This window comes from Celeribacter naphthalenivorans, from assembly GCF_020524585.1.
GTDB classification, from domain to species: domain Bacteria; phylum Pseudomonadota; class Alphaproteobacteria; order Rhodobacterales; family Rhodobacteraceae; genus Celeribacter; species Celeribacter naphthalenivorans.
Window position 1 is genome coordinate 70741 of sequence record NZ_JAIVLK010000002.1, and the last position, 20579, is coordinate 91319.

At 60.3% G+C, this 20579-nt stretch carries 23 protein-coding genes; 16 read left to right on the forward strand and 7 right to left on the reverse strand.

The window, feature by feature from the left end:
- Window position 1: 1 nt before the first annotated feature.
- The 16 genes from LC094_RS03955 (at window position 2) to LC094_RS04030 (ending at window position 13622) form a co-directional block, all read left to right on the forward strand.
- Window positions 2-613, forward strand: a complete 612-nt coding sequence (locus tag LC094_RS03955; RefSeq protein WP_226550436.1) for an HK97 family phage prohead protease — start codon at window positions 2-4, stop codon at window positions 611-613.
- Window positions 614-664: 51 nt separating this feature from the next.
- Window positions 665-1870 (forward strand): phage major capsid protein, encoded by a 1206-nt coding sequence (locus tag LC094_RS03960; RefSeq protein ID WP_404814964.1) that lies wholly within the window; start codon window positions 665-667, stop codon window positions 1868-1870.
- A 162-nt stretch (window positions 1871-2032) separates the two neighbouring features.
- The gene (locus LC094_RS03965) at window positions 2033-2629 is read left to right on the forward strand and encodes a head-tail connector protein (RefSeq protein ID WP_226550437.1); all 597 of its coding nucleotides are present in this window, start codon (window positions 2033-2035) and stop codon (window positions 2627-2629) included.
- On the forward strand, window positions 2629-2973 hold the full coding sequence (locus LC094_RS03970) for a head-tail adaptor protein (RefSeq protein WP_226550438.1): 345 nt from the start codon (window positions 2629-2631) through the stop codon (window positions 2971-2973). The genes LC094_RS03965 and LC094_RS03970 overlap by 1 nt, the downstream gene beginning before the upstream one ends.
- A complete protein-coding gene (locus LC094_RS03975) occupies window positions 2970-3380 on the forward strand; it encodes a DUF3168 domain-containing protein (protein WP_226550439.1) in 411 nt (136 codons plus the stop codon). The genes LC094_RS03970 and LC094_RS03975 overlap by 4 nt, the downstream gene beginning before the upstream one ends.
- 23 nt (window positions 3381-3403) lie before the next feature.
- Complete coding sequence (locus tag LC094_RS03980; protein WP_226550441.1) at window positions 3404-3817, forward strand: phage major tail protein, TP901-1 family; 414 nt, start codon at window positions 3404-3406, stop codon at window positions 3815-3817.
- A gap of 3 nt (window positions 3818-3820) precedes the next feature.
- Entirely contained in the window at window positions 3821-4135 is a 315-nt protein-coding gene (locus LC094_RS03985; RefSeq protein WP_226550443.1) for a gene transfer agent family protein, read from the forward strand.
- Window positions 4136-4157: 22 nt separating this feature from the next.
- Window positions 4158-4376: a rcc01693 family protein gene (locus LC094_RS03990; RefSeq protein WP_394707350.1), complete on the forward strand. Its 219-nt coding sequence runs from the start codon at window positions 4158-4160 to the stop codon at window positions 4374-4376.
- A 4-nt stretch (window positions 4377-4380) separates the two neighbouring features.
- Window positions 4381-5064: a phage tail tape measure protein gene (locus LC094_RS03995; protein ID WP_226550445.1), complete on the forward strand. Its 684-nt coding sequence runs from the start codon at window positions 4381-4383 to the stop codon at window positions 5062-5064.
- A 50-nt stretch (window positions 5065-5114) separates the two neighbouring features.
- Window positions 5115-5747: a DUF2460 domain-containing protein gene (locus tag LC094_RS04000; protein WP_226550446.1), complete on the forward strand. Its 633-nt coding sequence runs from the start codon at window positions 5115-5117 to the stop codon at window positions 5745-5747.
- Window positions 5747-6658 (forward strand): DUF2163 domain-containing protein, encoded by a 912-nt coding sequence (locus LC094_RS04005; RefSeq protein ID WP_226550447.1) that lies wholly within the window; start codon window positions 5747-5749, stop codon window positions 6656-6658. Before LC094_RS04000 ends, LC094_RS04005 begins: the two co-directional genes overlap by 1 nt.
- The gene (locus LC094_RS04010; protein WP_404814971.1) at window positions 6658-7110 is read left to right on the forward strand and encodes an NlpC/P60 family protein; all 453 of its coding nucleotides are present in this window, start codon (window positions 6658-6660) and stop codon (window positions 7108-7110) included. Before LC094_RS04005 ends, LC094_RS04010 begins: the two co-directional genes overlap by 1 nt.
- A gap of 3 nt (window positions 7111-7113) precedes the next feature.
- A complete protein-coding gene (locus LC094_RS04015) occupies window positions 7114-11097 on the forward strand; it encodes a baseplate multidomain protein megatron (RefSeq protein ID WP_226550449.1) in 3984 nt (1327 codons plus the stop codon).
- Window positions 11090-11806: a DUF2793 domain-containing protein gene (locus LC094_RS04020; RefSeq protein WP_226550450.1), complete on the forward strand. Its 717-nt coding sequence runs from the start codon at window positions 11090-11092 to the stop codon at window positions 11804-11806. Before LC094_RS04015 ends, LC094_RS04020 begins: the two co-directional genes overlap by 8 nt.
- A gap of 144 nt (window positions 11807-11950) precedes the next feature.
- Window positions 11951-12769: a serine O-acetyltransferase gene (cysE, locus tag LC094_RS04025; RefSeq protein ID WP_226550451.1), complete on the forward strand. Its 819-nt coding sequence runs from the start codon at window positions 11951-11953 to the stop codon at window positions 12767-12769.
- 16 nt (window positions 12770-12785) lie between these two features.
- Entirely contained in the window at window positions 12786-13622 is an 837-nt protein-coding gene (locus tag LC094_RS04030; protein WP_226550452.1) for a glycosyltransferase family A protein, read from the forward strand.
- 5 nt (window positions 13623-13627) lie between these two features.
- Here LC094_RS04030 and LC094_RS04035 read toward each other — a convergent pair whose 3' ends face one another.
- From LC094_RS04035 to LC094_RS04065, 7 genes are all read right to left on the reverse strand, one after another.
- On the reverse strand, window positions 13628-13942 hold the full coding sequence (locus LC094_RS04035; protein ID WP_226550453.1) for a hypothetical protein: 315 nt from the start codon (window positions 13940-13942) through the stop codon (window positions 13628-13630).
- 149 nt (window positions 13943-14091) lie between these two features.
- Window positions 14092-14970 carry a hypothetical protein gene (locus LC094_RS04040; RefSeq protein ID WP_226550454.1) on the reverse strand — a complete coding sequence of 293 codons (879 nt, stop codon included), beginning with the start codon at window positions 14968-14970 and terminating at the stop codon, window positions 14092-14094.
- Window positions 14971-15091: 121 nt separating this feature from the next.
- Window positions 15092-16399 carry a pyruvate dehydrogenase complex dihydrolipoamide acetyltransferase gene (locus LC094_RS04045; protein ID WP_226550455.1) on the reverse strand — a complete coding sequence of 436 codons (1308 nt, stop codon included), beginning with the start codon at window positions 16397-16399 and terminating at the stop codon, window positions 15092-15094.
- A gap of 12 nt (window positions 16400-16411) precedes the next feature.
- Window positions 16412-17785 (reverse strand): pyruvate dehydrogenase complex E1 component subunit beta, encoded by a 1374-nt coding sequence (locus tag LC094_RS04050; RefSeq protein WP_226550456.1) that lies wholly within the window; start codon window positions 17783-17785, stop codon window positions 16412-16414.
- An 18-nt stretch (window positions 17786-17803) separates the two neighbouring features.
- Window positions 17804-18829: a pyruvate dehydrogenase (acetyl-transferring) E1 component subunit alpha gene (gene pdhA / locus LC094_RS04055; RefSeq protein WP_226550457.1), complete on the reverse strand. Its 1026-nt coding sequence runs from the start codon at window positions 18827-18829 to the stop codon at window positions 17804-17806.
- A 605-nt stretch (window positions 18830-19434) separates the two neighbouring features.
- Complete coding sequence (locus tag LC094_RS04060) at window positions 19435-20007, reverse strand: transglycosylase SLT domain-containing protein (RefSeq protein ID WP_226550986.1); 573 nt, start codon at window positions 20005-20007, stop codon at window positions 19435-19437.
- A gap of 75 nt (window positions 20008-20082) precedes the next feature.
- A complete protein-coding gene (locus LC094_RS04065) occupies window positions 20083-20385 on the reverse strand; it encodes an FtsB family cell division protein (RefSeq protein ID WP_167600721.1) in 303 nt (100 codons plus the stop codon).
- Between the last annotated feature and the right edge of the window lie 194 nt (window positions 20386-20579).

Consider the following 20579-nt stretch of genomic DNA (forward strand, 5'->3'; position numbering starts at 1 on the left):
GATGCAGAAAGAGTTCTACAGTGATCTGGAGCGTGGTCTTGAGCACAAATTTGCCCGTCTGGGCGAGGATGTGACCGTCAAGGAGACGACGGAAAACGGTGTGAAGATTGAGGGTTACGCCTCGCTCTTCGGGCATCGCGACACCGGTGGCGACATGGTGATGAAGGGCGCTTATGCCAAATCCCTGGCGGCGCTGAAGGCCAAGGGGCGCTCGGTCAAGATGCTGTGGCAGCACGATCCGGCGCAGCCCATCGGGATCTGGGACGAGGTGCGCGAGGACGCGCGCGGTCTCTATGTCAAAGGACGTTTGCTGACCGACCTGCAAAAGGGTCGCGAGGCGGTGGCGCTCATCGAAGCGGGGGCGATTGACGGGCTGTCGATCGGCTACCGCACGGTGAAGGCCCAAAAGGATACGAAAGGCACGCGCCTTTTGTCTGAGCTGGAGCTTTGGGAGGTGTCTTTGGTCACGTTCCCGATGCTGCCGGAAGCGCGGCTGACTGCGGAGGCGAAGGGCGCGGATGCGCTCATGGCCGAGGCGATGCTGCGCGATCTCGCGGACGCTTTGAATGGCGCTCGCAAGCTGCTGGCCGGAGGTGGCTTTGGAGATGACTGAGGCCAGCGCATTCACCCGCGAAACCCAACATCAGGACAAAGGAATGTTTGGATGAGCAACCCTGAAAGAGTGGCCCGACAGTCGGGATTGGCCACGAATATGGCCCCAAATCTGACCCGTGAGGTGAAGACCGCGCTGGCCGGTTTTATGAGTGATCTCAACGACTTTCAGACCGAAATCAAATCGAAACTTCAAAAGCAGGAAGAGCGACTGACTATGCTTGATCGTAAATCTCACACATATGGCCGTCCGGCCCTGTCCGCCACGCAAGAGGTGGATATGTCCCATAAATCGGCGTTCACCACCTATGTGCGCAATGGCGATGACGATGCGCTGCGCGGTCTTGCGCTGGAAGGCAAATCCATGTCCACCGCCGTGAATGGCGATGGTGGGTATCTGGTCGATCCGCAGACCTCCGACGTGATCAAATCGGTGCTGAAATCCACCGCTTCGATCCGCTCGATCGCCAATGTCGTCAATGTCGAAGCGACCTCTTACGACGTGCTGATCGATACCACCGATCTGGGCTCCGGCTGGGCGACCGAGACCGGCACCCTGTCCGAGACCGCGACCCCGACCATCGACCGCATTTCGATCCCGCTCTACGAGCTTTCCGCCCTGCCGAAAGCCTCGCAGCGTCTGCTGGACGACAGCGCGTTCGACATCGAGGGCTGGCTGGCGGGCCGCATTGCCGACAAGTTCGTCTCTGCCGAAGCCTCCGCCTTTATAAATGGCGACGGCGTCGACAAGCCGACCGGCATTCTGAACCACACCCAAGTGGCCAACGACAGCTGGGCTTGGGGGTCTCTGGGTTACATTGCGACCGGCACCGACGGTGCGTTTGACGGCACCAATCCGGCGGATGCCATCGTTGAACTGGTCTACGCGCTGGGCGCGCAGTACCGCGCCAACGGCACCTTCGTGATGAACTCGAAAACCGCAGGTCAGGTGCGCAAGCTCAAGGATGCGGATGGCCGTTTCCTCTGGTCCGATGGTCTGGCCGCTGGCGAGCCGGCCCGTCTGATGGGCTACCCGGTTCTGATCGCCGAAGACATGCCGGACATCGCGTCTGACGCGGCGGCCATCGCATTCGGTGACTTTGCCTCCGGCTACACCGTCGCTGAACGCCCGGACGTGCGCATCCTGCGCGATCCGTTCTCCGCGAAACCGCATGTTCTCTTCTATGCGACCAAGCGCGTGGGCGGCGATGTCTCCGACTTCGCAGCGATCAAGCTTCTGAAGTTCGGCGTCTCCTAAGACACCCTGACTGACTATGCCCTTGTCCGGGACCGGACAGGGGCGGCGGATGCGCGGTCCATTATCCCCGTGTTGTCTAGCAGCTCCCCCTCCGTCCGAGCAGCAAGGGGGGTCGCGCGTCCGTTCATACGAAACAAGGGGGCCCGGATACGGAGTTGTACCATGATGTTGATGGAGCAGACCCAGGTGGCCACGGCGGCGCTGCCGGTCGCTGAATTCAGGGACCATATGAGACTTGGCACCGGGTTTGACGACGACGGGGTTCAGGATGGGGTTCTTGAGACGTTTTTGCGCGCTGCCATGGCAGCGGTCGAAGCGCGGACCAACAAAGTCCTGATCTCTCGCGATTTTCTTTACACGGTGACGGCCTGGCGCGATCTGAGTGCGCAGGTGTTCCCGGTGGCCCCGGTGACGACGATCGGCAGTTTCATCGTTGTTGACCGTTTGGGCGCCGAGACCACGGTGGACACGGCGAAATACATGCTGGAGCCGGATATGCACCGTCCGCGTCTGGTGTCCACGGGGTTCGTGTTGCCGCAAATCCCCGTCGCGGGTCAGGCCAAGATCGCCTTCACCGCAGGGATGGCAGATGTCTGGGGCGGATTGCCCGCAGATCTGGCGCAGGCGGTGTTCCTTTTGGCGGCGCATTATTACGAGCACCGTCACGAGACGGCGGTGGGCGAGGCGACGATGCCTTTCGGTGTCAGCACGCTGTTGGAGCGCTACCGCAACCTGCGTCTCTTCGGAGGGCGGAACTGATGGCAGCCGTGGTGCATCTCAATCGCAAGCTTGTGCTTGAGGAGGCCGAGAGGGTCTCTGACGGCGCCGGTGGCTATGTCGAAACCTGGACGCAGCTCGGCACGCTTTGGGCGGCGATCCAGACGGGGACCGGTTCGGAGACCTCTGAAGACTTTCTGACCGTGTCGCGTGTGGCGATGAAGATCATCGTGCGCGGCGCGCCTGTCGGATCGAAGCGCCGTCCGAAACCGGATCAACGTTTTGTCGAAGGCGGGCGGATTTTCGTAATCCTCGCCGTGACGGAAACCGATGCGCTGGGTCACTACCTGAGCTGCACCGCGCGTGAGGAGGTGGCGTCATCATGAGCTATGGGGTAGCTGCCGCGCTTCAGACGGCGATTTATCAGGCCATGGTGGCGGATGCGACACTCACCGGGCTTGTGGGCACGGCGATTTATGACGCAGCGCCCACGGGGACCTTGCCATCGCTCTATGTGAGCCTCGGGCCGGAGGATGTCTCGGACGCGTCCGACAAGACGGGCGCAGGGGCGCGTCACGATTTCACCGTATCGGTGGTGTCGGACACGGCGGGGTTCCTGACGGCCAAACAGGTGGCCACGGCCATTTCCGACGTGCTGGTGGACGCCGATCTGGCGCTCAGCCGCGGCACGCTCGTCGGGCTCTATTTCGTGTCGGCCAAGGCCCGGCGCGTTCAGGACAGCGATGTGCGCAGGATCGATATGAAGTTCCGCGCGCGCGTCGAAGACAACTGATTTCTCAAGACGGAGTAAATGACATGGCTGCCCAAAACGGAAAAGACCTCTTGATCAAGCTGGACATGACCGGGTCCGGCACATTCGAAACCATCGCGGGGCTGCGCGCCACGCGGATCTCGTTCAACGCGGAAAGCGTCGATGTGACCTCGCTGGAAAGCTCCGGCGGCTGGCGCGAGCTTCTGGGCGGCGCGGGCGTAAAAAGCGCGACCATCTCTGGCTCCGGCGTCTTCAAGGATGCGGCCACGGACGAGCGTGCGCGTCAGATATTCTTTGACGGCGAAGTGTTGGATTTCCAGGTGATCATCCCGGATTTCGGCACTGTCCAAGGCGCCTTCATGCTGACCTCGATCGATTATGCGGGCTCCTACAATGGCGAGGCCACCTACGAGCTGTCGATGGCGTCCGCGGGCGCGCTCAGCTTCGTGGCGGCGTAAGCTATGGCGAACCCCTTCCAAGGCGAGGTGGCGCTCACGATGAATGGTGAGCGTCACGTACTCAAGCTCACGCTTGGGGCGCTGGCCGAACTTGAGGCCGGTCTGGAGACGGACACGCTTGTCGCGCTGGTCGAACGGTTCGAGGGCGGCAAGTTTTCCTCCGCAGATGTGCTGCGCATTGTCGTGGCGGGTCTCAGGGGGGGCGGCTGGAAGGGCGGCTATGACGACATCCTGACGGCGGAGATCAAAGGCGGGCCACTGGAGGCGGCGCGGGTCGGGGCGGAACTGATTTCGCGCGCTTTCACGGTGCCGGGATGAGGGCCGGGATGAGAGGTGTCGCATGGGGATGATGACGACAGAGGGCTTTGACTGGCCCGCGCTGATGCGGATCGGGATGAAGGGATTGGGGCTGAAACCCCATGAATTCTGGGCGCTGACGCCGGCGGAGTTTCTGATCCTGACCGGGGCAGGAAGCGGCTCGGCCCCGATGGGGCGGGCACGGCTCGATGAGCTGAGCAAGGCCTATCCGGACGCGAGTTCAGGCGTAACACAAGGGTAAGACGATGGCTGACGAGATCAACGGCACGGATATCAACGGGCTCGACACGTTCGAAGACAAGGTCGAGCAGATGGAAAGCGCCATCGGCGGCGCGGAGGCCATGGCGGCGGCGTTCAATCAGGAGATGGTGCGCTTGCAGGCCACGGTGGCGGAGACCCAGCGCGAGGTGTCGCGTCTGGAAACCGGTATTTCGCGGGGGCTTAAGAAGGCTATCGACGGTTTGGTGTTCGACGGCGACACGCTGGCGGATGCGCTTCGGGGCTTGGGTGAGTCGATGCTCAACGCGGCTTATAATGCGGCGCTGGCGCCAGTGACGAGCCATATTGGTTCGGTTCTGGGCAATGGGCTTGAGAGCGTGATCCAGGGCTTTTTGCCGTTCGAGAAAGGCGGCGCCTTTGCGCAGGGCCGGGTGATGCCTTTTGCCAATGGTGGCGTGGTCTCCAGCCCGACCTTTTTCCCGATGCGCGGTGGCACAGGATTGATGGGCGAGGCGGGGGCCGAGGCAATCATGCCACTCACGCGGGGTGCCAACGGCAAGCTCGGTGTGCAGGCGCAGGGCGGTGCCGCGCGTCCCGTCAACATCACGATGAACATCACGACGCCCGATGTGCAGGGCTTCCAACGCAGCCAGAGCCAGGTGGCGGCCCAGTTGAGCCGCGCCTTGGGCCGTGGGTCGCGCAATCAGTAACGCTGTGTCCGGGGCAAAATGGCCCGAGACCGCCATTCGGAGGGTAGACGATGGGTTTTCATGAAGTGAGATTTCCGGCGAACCTGAGCTTTGGCTCGGTCGGGGGGCCTGAGCGGCGCACCGATGTGGTGACGCTGGCCAACGGGTTCGAAGAACGCAACACGCCCTGGGCCCATTCGCGTCGCCGCTATGATGCGGGGATGGGAATGCGCTCTCTGGATGACATCGAGCTGATGATTGCCTTTTTCGAGGCGCGCAAGGGCCAGCTTTACGGGTTCCGCTGGAAAGACTGGTCGGATTACAAGACCTGCAAAGCCTCTGCCGCAATCGGCTTTGAGGATCAGGTGATCGCCTATGGCGACGGCGAGACCACGGTGTTTCAGCTGAATAAAAATTACACCTCCGGCGAGACCACCTACGTGCGTCCGATCAAGAAGCCCGTGTTCAGCACGGTGAAACTTGGGATCGGCGGGCAGGAGGCCTTTGAGGCCATCGACTGGGAGGTCGATACGCTCACCGGACTGGTCACGTTTGGCACGGCGCCGGGCGAGGGCGCGGCCATCACCGCTGGGTTCGAATTCGACGTGCCGGTGCGGTTTGACACGGACAGCATCTCCACCTCGGTCGCCTCGTTCCAGGCGGGCGAAGTGCCGAATGTGCCGGTTGTGGAGGTGCGGGTCTGATGGCGCTCTCTGGCGAACTTCAAATGCACCTGCTGAGCGGGACCACGACGCTGTGCCGGGCCTGGGCCTTGGTGCGCAAGGATGGGACGACCTACGGGTTCACGGATCACGACAATGATCTGAGCTTTGAGGGGCTGACCTTCAAGGCGGACACGGGCCTGACGGCCAATGCGTTGGAGCAATCCACGGGTCTGTCGGTCGACAACACCGAGGCGCTGGGCGCCTTGAGTGCGGCGGCGGTCAAGGAAGAGGACATCCGCGCCGGGCGTTTTGACGGCGCTGCTGTGCGATCCTGGCTTGTGAACTGGGCGGATGTGAGCCAGCGCGTTTTGCTGTTCAAAGGCACCTTTGGCGAGATCACGCGGGTCTCCGGCGGCTTTCGCGCCGAGCTGCGGGGTCTGACCGAAGAGCTGAACCAGCCGCAGGGCAAAATCTACCAGTCGAGCTGTTCGGCCATTCTGGGCGGAGAGGGCTGTGCCTTCAACACTTTGCAGCCGGGGTTTTACACCGAGATTGCGGTCGAAGCCGTCGAAAAAGGTAAGATTTTCAGCTTTTCCGAGCTGACGGAATTCGATGACCGCTGGTTCGAGCGCGGGCGTCTGACCGTTCTGTCGGGCGCAGCGCAGGGTCTTGTCGGGCTGGTGAAAAATGACCGCCTGTCGGCCACGGGTCGCAAGATCGAGCTTTGGGAAGATTTGCGCGCCGCGATTGCGGTGGGCGATCTGATCCGTATCGAGGCGGGCTGTGACAAACGCGCGGAAACCTGTCGGTTGAAGTTCGACAACTTCCTGAATTTTCGGGGTTTCCCGCATATTCCGGGCGAAGATTGGCTGGCCTCTTATCCGGTTCGAAGCGGCGAAAATGATGGTGGTAGCCTGAAACGCGGCGGGATTGAGGGGCTGTTTCAATGATGGCGGGTGATTTCAATATTGCGGCTCTCGCGCGCGCTTGGATTGGCACGCCTTATCTGCATCAGGCGTCTTGCAAGGGGGTAGGGACGGATTGTCTCGGCCTGCTGCGCGGCATCTGGCGCGAGGTTTACGGGCAGGAGCCGGAGCTTATCCCGCCCTACACGCCGGATTGGAGCGAGCCGCAACAGGACGAGCGTTTGCTGCGGGCGGCGCGCGCACATCTGATCGAACAATCACTGGCTGAGATGACGTCCGGCGACGTGTTGGTGTTTCGCATGCGCAAAGGCGCCGTGGCCAAACATCTCGGCATCGTGGGCGAGAGCGGCGCGGTGCCGACATTCATCCATGCCTATAGCGGGCATGGGGTGATCGAAAACGCGCTCAGCGCACCGTGGAAACGGCGGATTGTGGGCTGTTTTGCCTTTCCGTCCACGAGCCTTTCAGGGAGGTAACTCATGGCAACGATTGTACTTTCAGCTGCGGGTGCGGCCGTTGGCGCCTCTGTTGGCGGTGGCGTGTTTGGCCTGTCCTCTGTGGTTATTGGCCGCGCCATCGGGGCCACCATCGGGCGGGCCATCGACCAGCGCCTGATGGGGGTTGGCAGCCAGACGGTGGAGACCGGGCGTGTGGAGCGTTTCCGTTTGACGGGCGCTTCCGAAGGCTCGACCGTGGCGCAGGTTTACGGACGGATGCGTGTCGGTGGTCAGGTGATCTGGGCGACCGAATTTGAAGAGCATAAGAAAACCAGTGGCGGCGGCGGCAAAGGTGCACCAAAGGGTCCACAGGTGACGGAATACAGCTATTCCGTTTCTCTTGCTGTGGCGCTTTGCGAGGGTGTGATTTCGCGTGTGGGCCGGGTCTGGGCCGATGGCAGCGAGATCGACGTCAGCACACTGAGCATGCGTGTATATCACGGCACTGAAGATCAGCTTCCGGATGCCAAGATCGAAGCGGTCGAAGGCGCAGGCACTGTGCCAGCCTATCGCGGTATTGCGTATGTCGTGCTTGAGGATGTCGACCTGACGGCTTTTGGCAATAGGGTGCCGCAATTCACTTTTGAGGTGATGCGCCCGGACCAAGCGTCTGGCGAGAAAAGCGATTTGACGCATCTGGTGCCCGCCGTGGCGATGATCCCCGGCACAGGCGAATATGCATTGGCGACCGATCCTGTGTATCTCAAGGACTCGACTGGGGCCTCCATCGCATCGAATGTGAACACCGCCTCGGGGGATACGGATTTCACCACGTCGCTTGATGCGATGTCCGAAGAGTTGCCGAATTGCGGTTCCACCTCTTTGGTGGTGTCGTGGTTCGGGGACGATCTGCGCTGTGGCTCCTGTCAGGTTCAGCCCAAGGTCGAGCAGGGGACGATCGACGCCAAAGACATGCCCTGGTCCGTGTCTGGCATCACGCGTGGCGCAGCGGCGGAAATTCCGCGCGATGCGGATGATCGCGTGATTTATGGCGGCACGCCGACGGATCAATCCGTGGTGCAGGCCATCGAAGCCCTGCATGACGCCGGTCAAGAGGTGATGTTCTACCCGTTCATTTTGATGGATCAGATGGAGGACAATACGCTTGTCGATCCTTGGTCCGGCAATGTCGGGCAACCGGCGCTGCCTTGGCGGGGCCGGATCACGAGCTCCTTGGCGCCAGGGGTGTCTGGCACGACGGATGGCACGGCGGCGGCCGATGCCGAAGTGGCGGCGTTCTTTGGCTCTGCGCAGGTCAGTGATTTTTCTGTTGAGACCATCAGCAGCGCAGCCACAGGCGATTTCTTTGACTTTTTGGCACAGCCGACTTCGACACCCGGTCAAGGGATCACCTACACCGGCCCTGCGGAGTTTTCCTTCCGCCGGATGATCCTGCATTACGCGCATCTCTGTGCGCTGGCGGGTGGTGTCGAGTCCTTCTGCATCGGAACCGAGATGCGCTCGCTGACCCGTATTCGCGGGGCGTCCGGTTTCCCGGCGGTGGATCAGTTGATTCAGCTGGCCGCCGATGTGCGCTCGATCCTCGGACCGGAGTGCAAGATTGGCTATGCGGCGGATTGGTCGGAATATTTCGGCTATCAGTTCGACGGCAATCTCTATTACAACCTCGATGTGCTCTGGGCCGATGACAACATCGACTTCATCGGGATCGACAATTACATGCCGCTGTCTGACTGGCGCGATGGCGACGATCATGCCGACGCCGATTGGAGCGCGATCTACAATCTCGACTATCTCAAGGCCAATATCGAGGGCGGTGAGGGCTATGACTGGTATTACGCGCATGAAAACCATGACGCGGCCCAGATCCGCACGCCGATCACCGATGGCGCCTATGGCGAGGATTGGGTCTATCGCTACAAGGACATTCGCAATTGGTGGCTGAACGATCACCATGAACGGATCGGGGGCGTACGCATCGAGACGCCCACCGCCTGGGTGCCGCAGTCGAAACCGGTCTGGTTCACCGAGATGGGTTGTGCCGCCATCGACAAGGGCACGAATGAGCCGAACAAATTCCTCGATGCAAAATCCTCGGAAAGCGCGCTTCCGGCCTATTCGAACGGGCGGCGGGATGACTTTATCCAGCTGCAATACATTCGGGCGATGACCGGCTATTGGGGCGAGGATGAGAACAATCCGACCTCCGAGGTTTATGATGGTCCTATGATTGACATGACCCGTGCCCATGTTTGGGCTTGGGACGCGCGGCCCTATCCGGCGTTTCCGTCGGTCACGGCGGTGTGGTCCGATGGTGACAATTACGCGAGGGGGCATTGGCTCAACGGGCGCTCGACCGCGCGGTCTCTGGCCGATGTGGTGGCCGAGATTTGTGCGCGGTCCGGCGTGGAAGAGATCGACACCTCTGAGCTTTGGGGTGTGCTCCGGGGCTATAACGTCAACGACATCGCGGGGGCGCGTTCGGCGCTGCAACCCTTGATGCTGGCCTATGGCTTCGAAGCCGTCGAGCGTGAGGGCCAACTGATCTTCCGGTCGCGGGATGGCAAATCGCAGCTGACGCTGGCGGATACGGATTTTGCTGTTTCCGACGAGTTGGACGGTCTGTTCGAGCGCGTCCGCGCGCCTGAGGCTGAGGTCGCTGGCCGCGTGCAGCTGACCTTTGTCGATGCCGACGGCGACTATGCGGCGCGGTCTGAGGAGGCGATCTTCCCGGATGAGGCGAGCCGTCTGGTGTCGCAATCCGAGCTGCCTTTGGCGCTTACACGAGCCGAAGGCCGTCAGATCGTAGAGCGCTGGCTCTCCGAGTCGCGGATCGCACGGGATACGGCGCGGTTCTCCCTGCCGCCGTCGCTCATGTCCTATGGCGCGGGCGATGTGATCAGCGTCGAGGCCGAAGAGGGCACGCTGCGCTACCGCGTCGATCACGCCACCCTTGGTCAACAGCAACAGATCGAAGCGGTGCGGGTCGAGCAGGAGGTCTATGAGCCTTCCGACATGGTCGAAGAGATCATCGAGGCCAAGGCCTTCTCCGCGCCCGTGCCGGTCTACCCGCTGTTTCTTGACTTGCCGTTGTTGACCGGAGACGAGGTGCCTTACACGCCGCATATCGCGGTAACGGCCAATCCCTGGCCGGGCTCTGCGGCGGTCTATGCGTCGGCGTCGGACAGTGGCTATACGCTCAATACTCTGGTGCCGAGCTGGGCTACAATAGGGGTCACGCAGACTGCACTTGATGCGGCCAAACCCGGTCTCTGGGATCGCGGTCCTGTGCTGCGGGTCAAACTGACGCGGGGGGAATTGTCCTCGGTCGACCCTCTTGATGTGCTTAATGGCGCCAATGTTGCGGCCATCGGAGATGGCACCTCGTCCAATTGGGAGGTGTTCCAATTCGCCAATGCCGAGATTGTCGGAGAGAACACCTATGACATCTCGATGCGCCTTCGCGGGCAGGCTGGTACGGATGGTCTGGACACGGGCGATAAGACGCAAAGCTGGCCTGCGGGCTCGCGCTTTGTGCTGATCGACACGACATTGCGTCAGCTTGATCTGCCTCAGTCGTCCCGTGGTCTGGCGCGTCATTACCGGATCGGGCCGTCGAACCGGGCCTATGATGACACGAGCTTCAACCACTATGTCGAGGCCTTCGATGGCATCGGATTGCGGCCCTATGCGCCCGCGCATCTCCAAGCGGAGCCGACAGGGACAGGCGGCACGGCGGTGAGTTGGGTGCGGCGCACGCGCATCGATGGCGACAGTTGGCAATCCTTCGAGGTGCCGCTGGGCGAAAGCTACGAGCTCTACCTCGTCCGCGTCATCAAGGACGGCGCCATCCTGCGCGAAGTTACCACCGGCTCCTCGAGCTGGACCTACACGGCCTCCCAGAAAACCAGCGACGGTCTGACCGGCGCTTATGAAATCCACGTTGCCCAAATGTCCGAAAGCTTCGGCGCGGGCCTCTTCAAAAGGATTGAGATCAATGAGTGATACAACCCGTTTTGCCCTGCCGCTGATCGAGGCTGCTCAGGCCCAGAAACATGTCACCGTGAACGAGGCGCTGAGCCGGATCGACGGGCTGATGCAGCTCACACTTATCTCCGTGACCGGTAACACCCCGCCTTTGACGCCACAAGAAGGCGACACCTATGGCGTGGGCTCTGCTCCGGTCAATGCATGGTCCGGTCAGGCGGGGATGATCGCGCTTTATGTCAATGGTGGCTGGGCTTTCGTGCCCGCCACTTTGGGCATGCGCGCCTATGTCGCGGATCAGAATGGCTGGGCCGGATATGACGGCGCGGATTGGGTTTTGGGCCTTCAGACCCTGTCCCCGAATGGCGCTGGCATGGTGCAAAAGGTGATCGAAGTGGATCACACGATCACCGCCGGGACCACATCGGCGGCCAGCTTTGCGCTCCCCGGACAATCCGTCGTCTATGGCGTCACAGGGCGGGTTCTCAGCGACATCACCGGCACCGGGCTCACGGGCTTTTCGCTCGGTGTGGCGGGGTCTTCGAACCGCTACGGCTCAGGTCTTTCGCTCTCACAAGGCAGCTGGCTGCGCGGTCTCACCGGCACACCTTTGACCTATTACGCCTCCGAGGACCTGATCCTCACCGGCGAGGGCGGGGATTTCGATGCGGGCGGGGTGATCCGCCTCGCTATCCACTGCGTGCAATTCTCGCTGCCCTACGAATAACACATGGACGACGACCATCCGGTCGATCACGCAAAATCACAAACCCCGTCGCGCACTTGCGGCGGGGTCTTTTTCATCTTTACGCTCTTGCGCTTTTGAATTCGGGGCTATCTATAGTACACTCTCGAAAAAGAGGAAAAGCGCATGGCCAAGACACGCACCACTTTGAAAAAACTCGATCCCGTCTGGAGCCAGATCGTCTCCGAGGCGCGGCAAGCCGTTGAGGCCGAGCCGCTCTTGGGTGGGTTGGTCCATGCCTGTATCCTGCATCACGAGACACTGGAGGATGCGCTGGCCTATCGGATCGCGCAGAAACTCGCCTCTCCCGAGATGTCCGAACAGCTCATTCGCGAGATCGCTGACGACGCCTATGCCGCCGACCCGATGCTGTCTGAAGCCGCGCGCGCCGACATCGCCGCCGTTTACGACCGCGACCCGGCCTGCCATCGCTACATCCAGCCTTTGCTCTATTTCAAAGGCTTCCAGGCGATTCAGGCGCATCGTGTCTCCAACTGGCTCTGGCGCGAAGGCCGCCGTGATCTGGCCTATTTCTTCCAGATGCGCATGTCCGAGCAATTCTCCGTCGACATCCACCCCGCCTGCCGCATCGGCAAGGGGCTGTTCCTCGATCACGCCCATGCTTTGGTCTTTGGCGAAACGGCTGTGATCGGCGACAATGTGTCGATCCTGCATTCCGTGACGCTCGGCGGCACCGGCAAAGAGGACGAGGACCGTCACCCGAAAATTGGCGATGGTGTCCTGATCGGCGCAGGCGCCAAGGTGCTGGGCAATATCAAGATCGGTGATTGCTCGCGCGTGGCTGCGGGGTCTGTCGTTCTCAATGATGTGCCGCATTGCACGACCGTGGCGGGGGTTCCGGCCAAAGTCGTGGGCGAAGCCGGCTGTTCCCAGCCGTCCATCTCGATGAACCAACTCATCGGCGCGCGCGGTGAAAAGGCCTGATTAGGGCGCTGTTGCAATGGACGTCAAATCTCTGCTCTCCGCGGGCTACCGCCATGTTTTCGCTCGCAAACATAAACCAGAATCCGCGCCGCTCATCCTTGTGATGATCCCGCTCGTCGGCAAGGCGCGGGCACACGACTGGACCCGTGTCTGCGGTATTCTCGAACTGACCTTGGCCTCGCTTCAGGCGCAGAGCTATTCGAATGTCGAGGTGATCCTCTGTTCTCAGGATCGGCCTGAAAACTTCCCCGAAAAAGACGGCTATCATTTCGTCTCTGCTCCGCCACACAATGCCGCGGCCAACGTCTCGGATCAACGGATCAAGGTGCGTTTGATGGCGGAATATGCCGCGCGGACGTTCGATCGGTTCAGCTATGTCATGCATCTCGATGCCGACGATCTGCTGCACCCCGATCTGTTCCGCTATGTGGCTGAGGATAACAATGGCCGGGGCTATCTGGTCGAACAGGGCTATATGATGGATGCGCAGTCCGGGCGCTTGGCCCCTCTGGGCCGCGCCATCGGCGGCGAGACCGAGTTTTGGAAGCATTGCGGCTCCTGCGCTTTTTTCGCGGTGGACTGGGGCAAACAGGCCTTTCCTGTCTTCTTCCTGCGCATGATCGGCAAGGGCCACAAGAACTACGCCTCGCGCGCGGCGCGACTTGGGTTTCCGCTGGACCCGGTTCCGTTTCCTGCGATGCTTTATGTGGTCAACCACGGGGACAACATGCAAATCCGCAAGGGCAACGATAAGCTGCTCTATATTGAAGACAACGACATCACTGATCCCGCGCGTCTCTCTGCCATTCGGGAAGACTTCGGTCTGTCTGAACCGACCGCCGTATCCCTCTAACGCGGTCACCCTCGGTCTTCGTCGCGTGGCGCACAGATCAGCCGGGCTTTCGGCGGCAAAAGATCAGCCAACAGCATACGGCTTTTGATCTCGATGCCGACCAATTCCATCCCGATCCGTTCGCAATGGACGGCACTGAACTCCGCAAGCTGATACCGCCCTTGGTCTCCGCTGTGCCACATCGGTCCCTCGAATAGACGTTGACCTTCTGCGCCCGCCTTGGACCGCATGAGCGGCCCCATCGGATTGGGGGAGGCCGCCACAAGCCCCGCGTAACACAGACCGGCTCCGAACACAGCGCCCAGTAAAAATTTCAACATCCAATGACCCCTGATGCAAAAGGCCCCGCACATGCAGGGCCTTTCGTATCTCTATGATATGGCTTGCGATTACGCCAGCATCGCCACCGGATTTTCCAGGTTTTCGACGATGGCTTTCAATAGATTTTGCCCCGCGGACAAATCTTCTATCAAACAGCAGAAAGCTCCTGAGCTTCGGCAAAAATCTTTTCGAAATCATCGCCCGACAAGGTGAGGTCAAAACTACCGAAACCATATTCCCTGCACCCAAGGCTGCGCGCATGGTTGTACAGTTTTTCAGCAGTGATGGTTCGCGTTTGATTGCTTTTGTCCACCAAGTTGACCTCTAACTCTCCAAAGTTCATCGGCGCAGGTGTCAGTGTACGTGTCTCTTCCGTCACTGTGAAAAAATGTCGATCAGGCGGTGCATCTTGCTGAGGTCTGCCTTTGAGGCGATCCAAAAGACGCCGCTTTGGCGCCTTGAAGGTCATGGTGAACATTTGCGCGGGATATATATCTTCGACGTCGTCGATCTGTTGAAGGGCAATGCCTTCCAGCATGAGCCTGTCGATTTCGCTCAGGCGGTCTTGTGCACTGAGTGCCTTTGATGTTGGGAGGGCGAAAGGGCGTTTGTAACCGAAGACGGTCGAATATTGATCTGTGATCTGACTGCCAGATTGCGCCATGAGCAGTTGCGCTTCGTTTTCTCGTGCGGCGATCCAATCCTCACCGCCATACTCCGCAAGGCGTTCCGCCGGTATCGCGTGCTCATCGTCCTCTGCGTAAACTTCGGCTTGCGTTCTCTTGGCGATGACCGATGCGATCTCCCGAGCCAGATACGCGTCGATGCGGGGTGTGAACGCGTTCAGACCGATGTCATAGCCATCATTCGTTTCATAAAGGATCACCCCGCGCAGGGATTGCCCCGGGTGATAAAAGACCGTCCCGGCGTCTGTTTGTAGGGCGGCGACATCGCTCTTGGTGAGCGCGTTGAGGATATCGTCCGTTGAGATATTATTTTGGGTTTTCAATGTAAAATAGAAGCTCAAACCAGAAACCTCTGAAAAGGATGATGTTTAATATTTCCTGATGTTATCCAATGTTCATATGGATACAATAAAAAAGCCCCGCTTTGGCGGGGCTTTTTCGCGATTTGCGTTGTGGCACGACTTACGCCAGCATCGCCACCGGATTTTCCAGGTTTTCGACGATGGCTTTGAGCAATTCCGCGCCCAAAGCGCCGTCGATCACGCGGTGATCCACCGACATGGTGACGGACATCACGGTCGCGACCTTGATCTCGCCATCTTCGCCGATCACTGGTTTCTTGACCCCGGTGCCAACCGCCAGAATACCAGCGTGCGGCGGGTTCACGATGGCGTCGAAATTGTCGATGCCGAACATGCCGAGGTTGGAAATCGCAAAAGACCCGCCCTGATATTCATGCGGCGCAAGCTTGCGGTCGCGGGCACGGTGGGCGAGGTCTTTCATCTCTTTCGAGAGCGCCGAGAGCGACTTCATATCGGCGTCTTTCAACACCGGTGTGAACAGCCCGCCCTCAATCGCGACCGCCACGGCCACGTCAGAGGCTTTCATCTGCAACACACGGTCGCCTGCCCAAACGGCATTGGCCGTCGGGACCTCTTGCAACGCGTTGGCCACGGCCTTGATGATGAAATCATTGACCGACAGCTTCACCCCCTTGCCGGTGAGCTGGTGGTTCAGCTCGGCGCGGAATTTCATCAGCGCATCGAGCTGAATGTCGCGGCGCAGGTAGAAATGCGGGATGGTCTGCTTGGCCTCGGTGAGACGCGCGGCGATGGTTTTGCGCATGCCGTCGAGTTTGATTTCCTCGTACTCGCGACCTTCGTACATCTTCGCGATCATATCTGCGGAGGGGCCAGCAGGCGCTGCGGCTGCCGGAGCGGCGGCAGGGGCCGCGGCTTTCGGAGCTTCGGCTTTCGGCGCGGCCGTGGCATTCTCCACATCCGCTTTCACGATACGGCCTTTCGGACCAGACCCCGAAATCGCAGAAAGATCGAGACCTTTCTGAGCCGCGATGCGACGCGCCAGAGGCGAGGCAAAGATGCGCTCGCCGGAGGCTGCAACCGGAGCTGCCGGGGCAGGGGCCGCAGCAGCGGACGGCGCCGGAGCAGCCGCCTCGGCTTTCGGGGCTTCCGCTGCCGCCGGAGCAGGCGCAGAAGCGCCGACAGTCTCAGCGGCAGAGGCGTCTTCGCCCTCTTCCAAAAGCACCGCAATGGGCGCGTTCACTTTCACGCCTTCGGTGCCCTCGGCCACGAGGATTTTCCCCATGACGCCTTCGTCCACGGCTTCGAATTCCATCGTCGCCTTGTCGGTCTCGATCTCTGCGATCACGTCGCCGGAGGACACTGTGTCGCCCTCTTTCACGAGCCATTTCGCCAGCGTCCCTTCCTCCATCGTCGGAGACAGCGCGGGCATCAAAAGTTCAATAGCCATAACGGGTTCTCCTTAGCGGTAGGTGACTTCTTTGCAGGCAGCCACGACTTCGTCGGTGGTCACAAGCGCGAGTTTTTCGAGGTTGGCGGCATAGGGCATCGGCACATCTTTACCGGCACAGTTGATCACCGGCGCGTCGAGATAGTCAAACGCGCGCTGCATGATCACAGCCGAGATGTGGTTGCCGATGGACCCGACCGGGAAACCCTCTTCGACGGTCACACAGCGGTTGGTCTTCATGACAGAAGCCAGCACGGTGTCATAGTCGATCGGGCGGAGCGTCCGCAGGTCGATGACCTCGGCGGAGATGCCCTCTTCGGCCAGCTTGTCGGCGGCTTCCAAGGCGTAGGTCATGCCGATGCCGAAGGAGACGATGGTCACGTCGGTGCCTTCGCGCCAGATGCGGGCCTTGCCGAACGGAATGGTGAAATCTTCGAGGTCCGGCACTTCGAACGATTTGCCGTACATGATTTCGTTCTCAAGGAAGATCACCGGGTTCGGGTCACGGATCGCGGTTTTCATCAGACCTTTGTAGTCGGCGGCCGAGTAGGGCATCACGACTTTGAGACCCGGGATTTGCGCATACCATGCGGCGTAGTCTTGGGAGTGCTGCGCACCCACGCGGGCGGCGGCCCCGTTCGGACCACGGAACACCATCGGAGCGCCCATCTGACCGCCGGACATGTAAAGAGTCTTGGCGGCGGAGTTGATCAGGTGGTCGATGGCCTGCATCGCGAAGTTGAAGGTCATGAATTCGACGATGGGTTTCAGCCCGCCGAACGCAGCCCCCGTGGCGATGCCCGCAAAGCCGTGCTCGGTGATCGGCGTGTCGATCACGCGTTTCGGGCCGAACTCGTCCAGCATGCCTTGGGAGATTTTGTAAGCGCCTTGGTATTCGGCGACCTCTTCCCCCATGAGGAAGACGTTCTCGTCGCGGCGCATCTCTTCAGCCATGGCGTCGCGCAATGCTTCGCGCACGGTCTGGGTTTTCATCGGTGTGCCTTCCGGGAAATCCGGGGAGGCTTTGGACACCACCTCGACCGGAGCCGCAGCTTTCGCCGGAGCAGACGCCGGTGCTTCGGCCTCCGCAGGGGCCTGAGCCTCAGCAGCGGGGGCAGGGGCCGCGATGTCGTCCGCGCTCTCGCCCTCTTCGACGAGGATCGCGATCACCTCGTTGACCTTCACACCCTCGGTGCCCTCGGCCACGAGGATTTTGCCGACGATCCCTTCGTCCACGGCTTCGAATTCCATCGTCGCCTTGTCGGTTTCAATTTCCGCGATGATGTCGCCGGAGGAGACGGTGTCGCCCTCCTTGACCAGCCATTTCGCGAGCGTGCCTTCTTCCATCGTCGGAGAAAGGGCGGGCATCAAAAGTTCGGTTGCCATTGTGTCGTTCTCCCCGGATCAGGCGTTATGCTGCGGAATTTCGTCCGCGTAGATGTCGGTCCAAAGCTCTTCGAGCGCCGGTTCCGGGCTTTCCTTGGCGAATTCTGCGGAGGCGTTGACCACGGCCTTGATGTCCTTGTCGATGGCCTTGAGATCGTCCTCGGTCGCGTGGTTGCCGGTCAGAAGGATAGACCGCACGGCCTCGATCGGATCGCGTTCTTCGCGCATTTTCTGCACTTCCTCGCGGGTCCGGTATTTCGCCGGATCGGACATGGAGTGACCACGGTAGCGGTAGGTTTTCACCTCAAGGATATACGGCCCTTTGCCCGCGCGGCAGTGGGCCACGGCACGCTCACCGGCCTCTTTCACGGCCAGCACGTCCATGCCGTCCACTTCCTCGCCTTCGATCCCGTAGGCCGCGCCGCGTTCCCACAGGGATGGCGATTTGGTCGAGCGGGCCACCGAGGTGCCCATGGCGTATTGGTTGTTTTCAATGACGAAAATGACCGGCAGGTCCCAAAGTTCAGCCATGTTGTAGGTCTCATAGACCTGACCCTGGTTGGCCGCGCCATCGCCGAAATAGGTAAAGGTGACGTTGTCATTGCCTTTGTATTTGTCAGAAAACGCCAGACCCGCGCCGAGCGGCACCTGTGCGCCAACGATGCCGTGACCGCCGTAGAAATGTTTCTCTTTCGAGAACATATGCATCGAGCCGCCCTTGCCTTTGGAATAGCCGCCCTCGCGACCGGTCAGCTCGGCCATCACGCCGTTCGGGTCCATGCCGCAGGCGAGCATATGCCCGTGATCGCGGTAAGAGGTGATGCGCTTGTCACCCTCTTTCGTGGCGGCCTCAAGCCCGACCACAACGGCCTCTTGGCCGATATAGAGGTGACAGAACCCGCCGATGAGGCCCATGCCGTACAACTGGCCGGCTTTTTCCTCGAAACGACGGATAAGAAGCATGTCTTTGTAATAGGCAAGAAGCTCGTCTTTAGAGACGTTGGCTTGGCTTGCCGGTTTGGACGCTGTTTTACGGGGTGCCATCAGGCCTCCTCCTCCAAGATCACGGCTGATAGTTTAGTGTTAAACTATATGATAAAGGAGGTGAGCCACGATTGCACGGCTTTTCTGATATGCGCTGTGGGAGGCAGCTATGCGTTTTGGGAATGTCGGATGCGCTGAACGGGCCGAGGACTATAGTCTTCCATTCCCACAACGCAATGCAGTGATCCAATCCCGCTTACGCAACGGTTTTGATTTGTCACCGTGGGATTCATAATAACTGTCTACGACAGTGTAACCAGTCGCCTCTGGGTCCAAAAATATTGCGCGGCTTTCTGCAAGGCGCACAAGGCCGCGTGTTTGCACAAGCCGTATTCTCCCATCCGGTTTCGTAGCGTCCCTTCGATAGGAGGTCACTCCATTTGTCTTGGCGAGTAGGGCATGTTGCTCAAAGCAGGCGATAAAATCTTCAGGCGCCCCAGAGAAATGCATCGTTTTAGGAAAAGGGACAAAGGATAAAACTGTCGTTTGAAAGGTTAGGAACAACAGCGTCAGTATAACGAGGAGAACGCCAATGCTCTTAGATAATCTATCTGCGCGGCGTTGCCGCCGTTTCCACGCGGTCTTTTGAGGATCGTTCTTTGGCCTCACCGACGACAATACCCCAATTGCGCTTCATAGCGCGCCGCACGTGTCGCCACCCCGTCCGCTACATTCAGCAACCATGTCTTGCCGTTATGCGAGCCGCGCCGGTAGCCCGTGCGGCCTTCGTGATAGGCGAGGTAGCTGTTGCGGGCGTCGGTGTTCGCAATCCCCAGGGCGGCGTTGTTGGTCGAGACATACCAGCCGATGAAATCGGTGGCGTCGCGGATGTTGCTGCGGCTGGCGCCTGCGCGACCCGGGCCGTTGCGGTAGTCGTCCCATGTGCCGTCGAGCGCCTGCGCATAGCCGCGGGCGGAGCTGGCCCGGCCTTTCGGGATGATGAACAAGACATAGCGCTTCGGCGGGCGGGCGGTCGCGCGGAAGGTGGATTCCTGATAGATCAACGCCATTTGCACATGCACCGGCACACCCCATTTGCGCGCGGAGGCCTCAAGCGCCCTTTGGTAATGCGGGCGCTCGCGGAAGATCGCGCAGGCATCTTCGGGGTTCGCAGGCGCGCCGCCATAGCCCCCACCACAGGCCGACAACGCCAAAAGACCCGTGCCACCCAAAATCATCCGGCGGCGGGTCAAAAACGGTGTGGTGTCATCGGCTGTCTGTGTCATCTTTTGCCTTTCGGGCAGGGGATGGTGTCAGCGGATCACGATCTCATCGGCGCGCAGATAGCCCAAAACATCGCGTGCCTGTTCATCCAAAAGATCCAGATCGAGATAGCTGTCGGACAGGCGCAACGTCTTGTTGCGCATCACGGCCAGTTCTTCGTCCAGTTTGCCGCTCACCGCTTGCAACTCGGACAATTCTGCCTCGATCTGCAAGCGGCGAAACAGCCCGTATTCCCCTTGCACGGAGGCAAAGGTGAAATAGCCACCAAGGGTGACCATCACGCCGACGTACAGAAGCACGGTCAGCGACGGGCGTTTGCGCGGATGAGCCATGATAGGCTTCTTACCTTTTTGTATGAAAGATGCCCGACCGGGGTCAGGTCACCTGTACTGCCTCACGGGGCGTTCTCATTGGCGGAACCCCTCCGTAACCCTCTTATGCCACAGCCGATTCGCGCTGTGAATCCCAAAAACGAATCATCTGCAAAAAAATGCTGAAACGGATTCTGAGCCGCCCGAACACACTT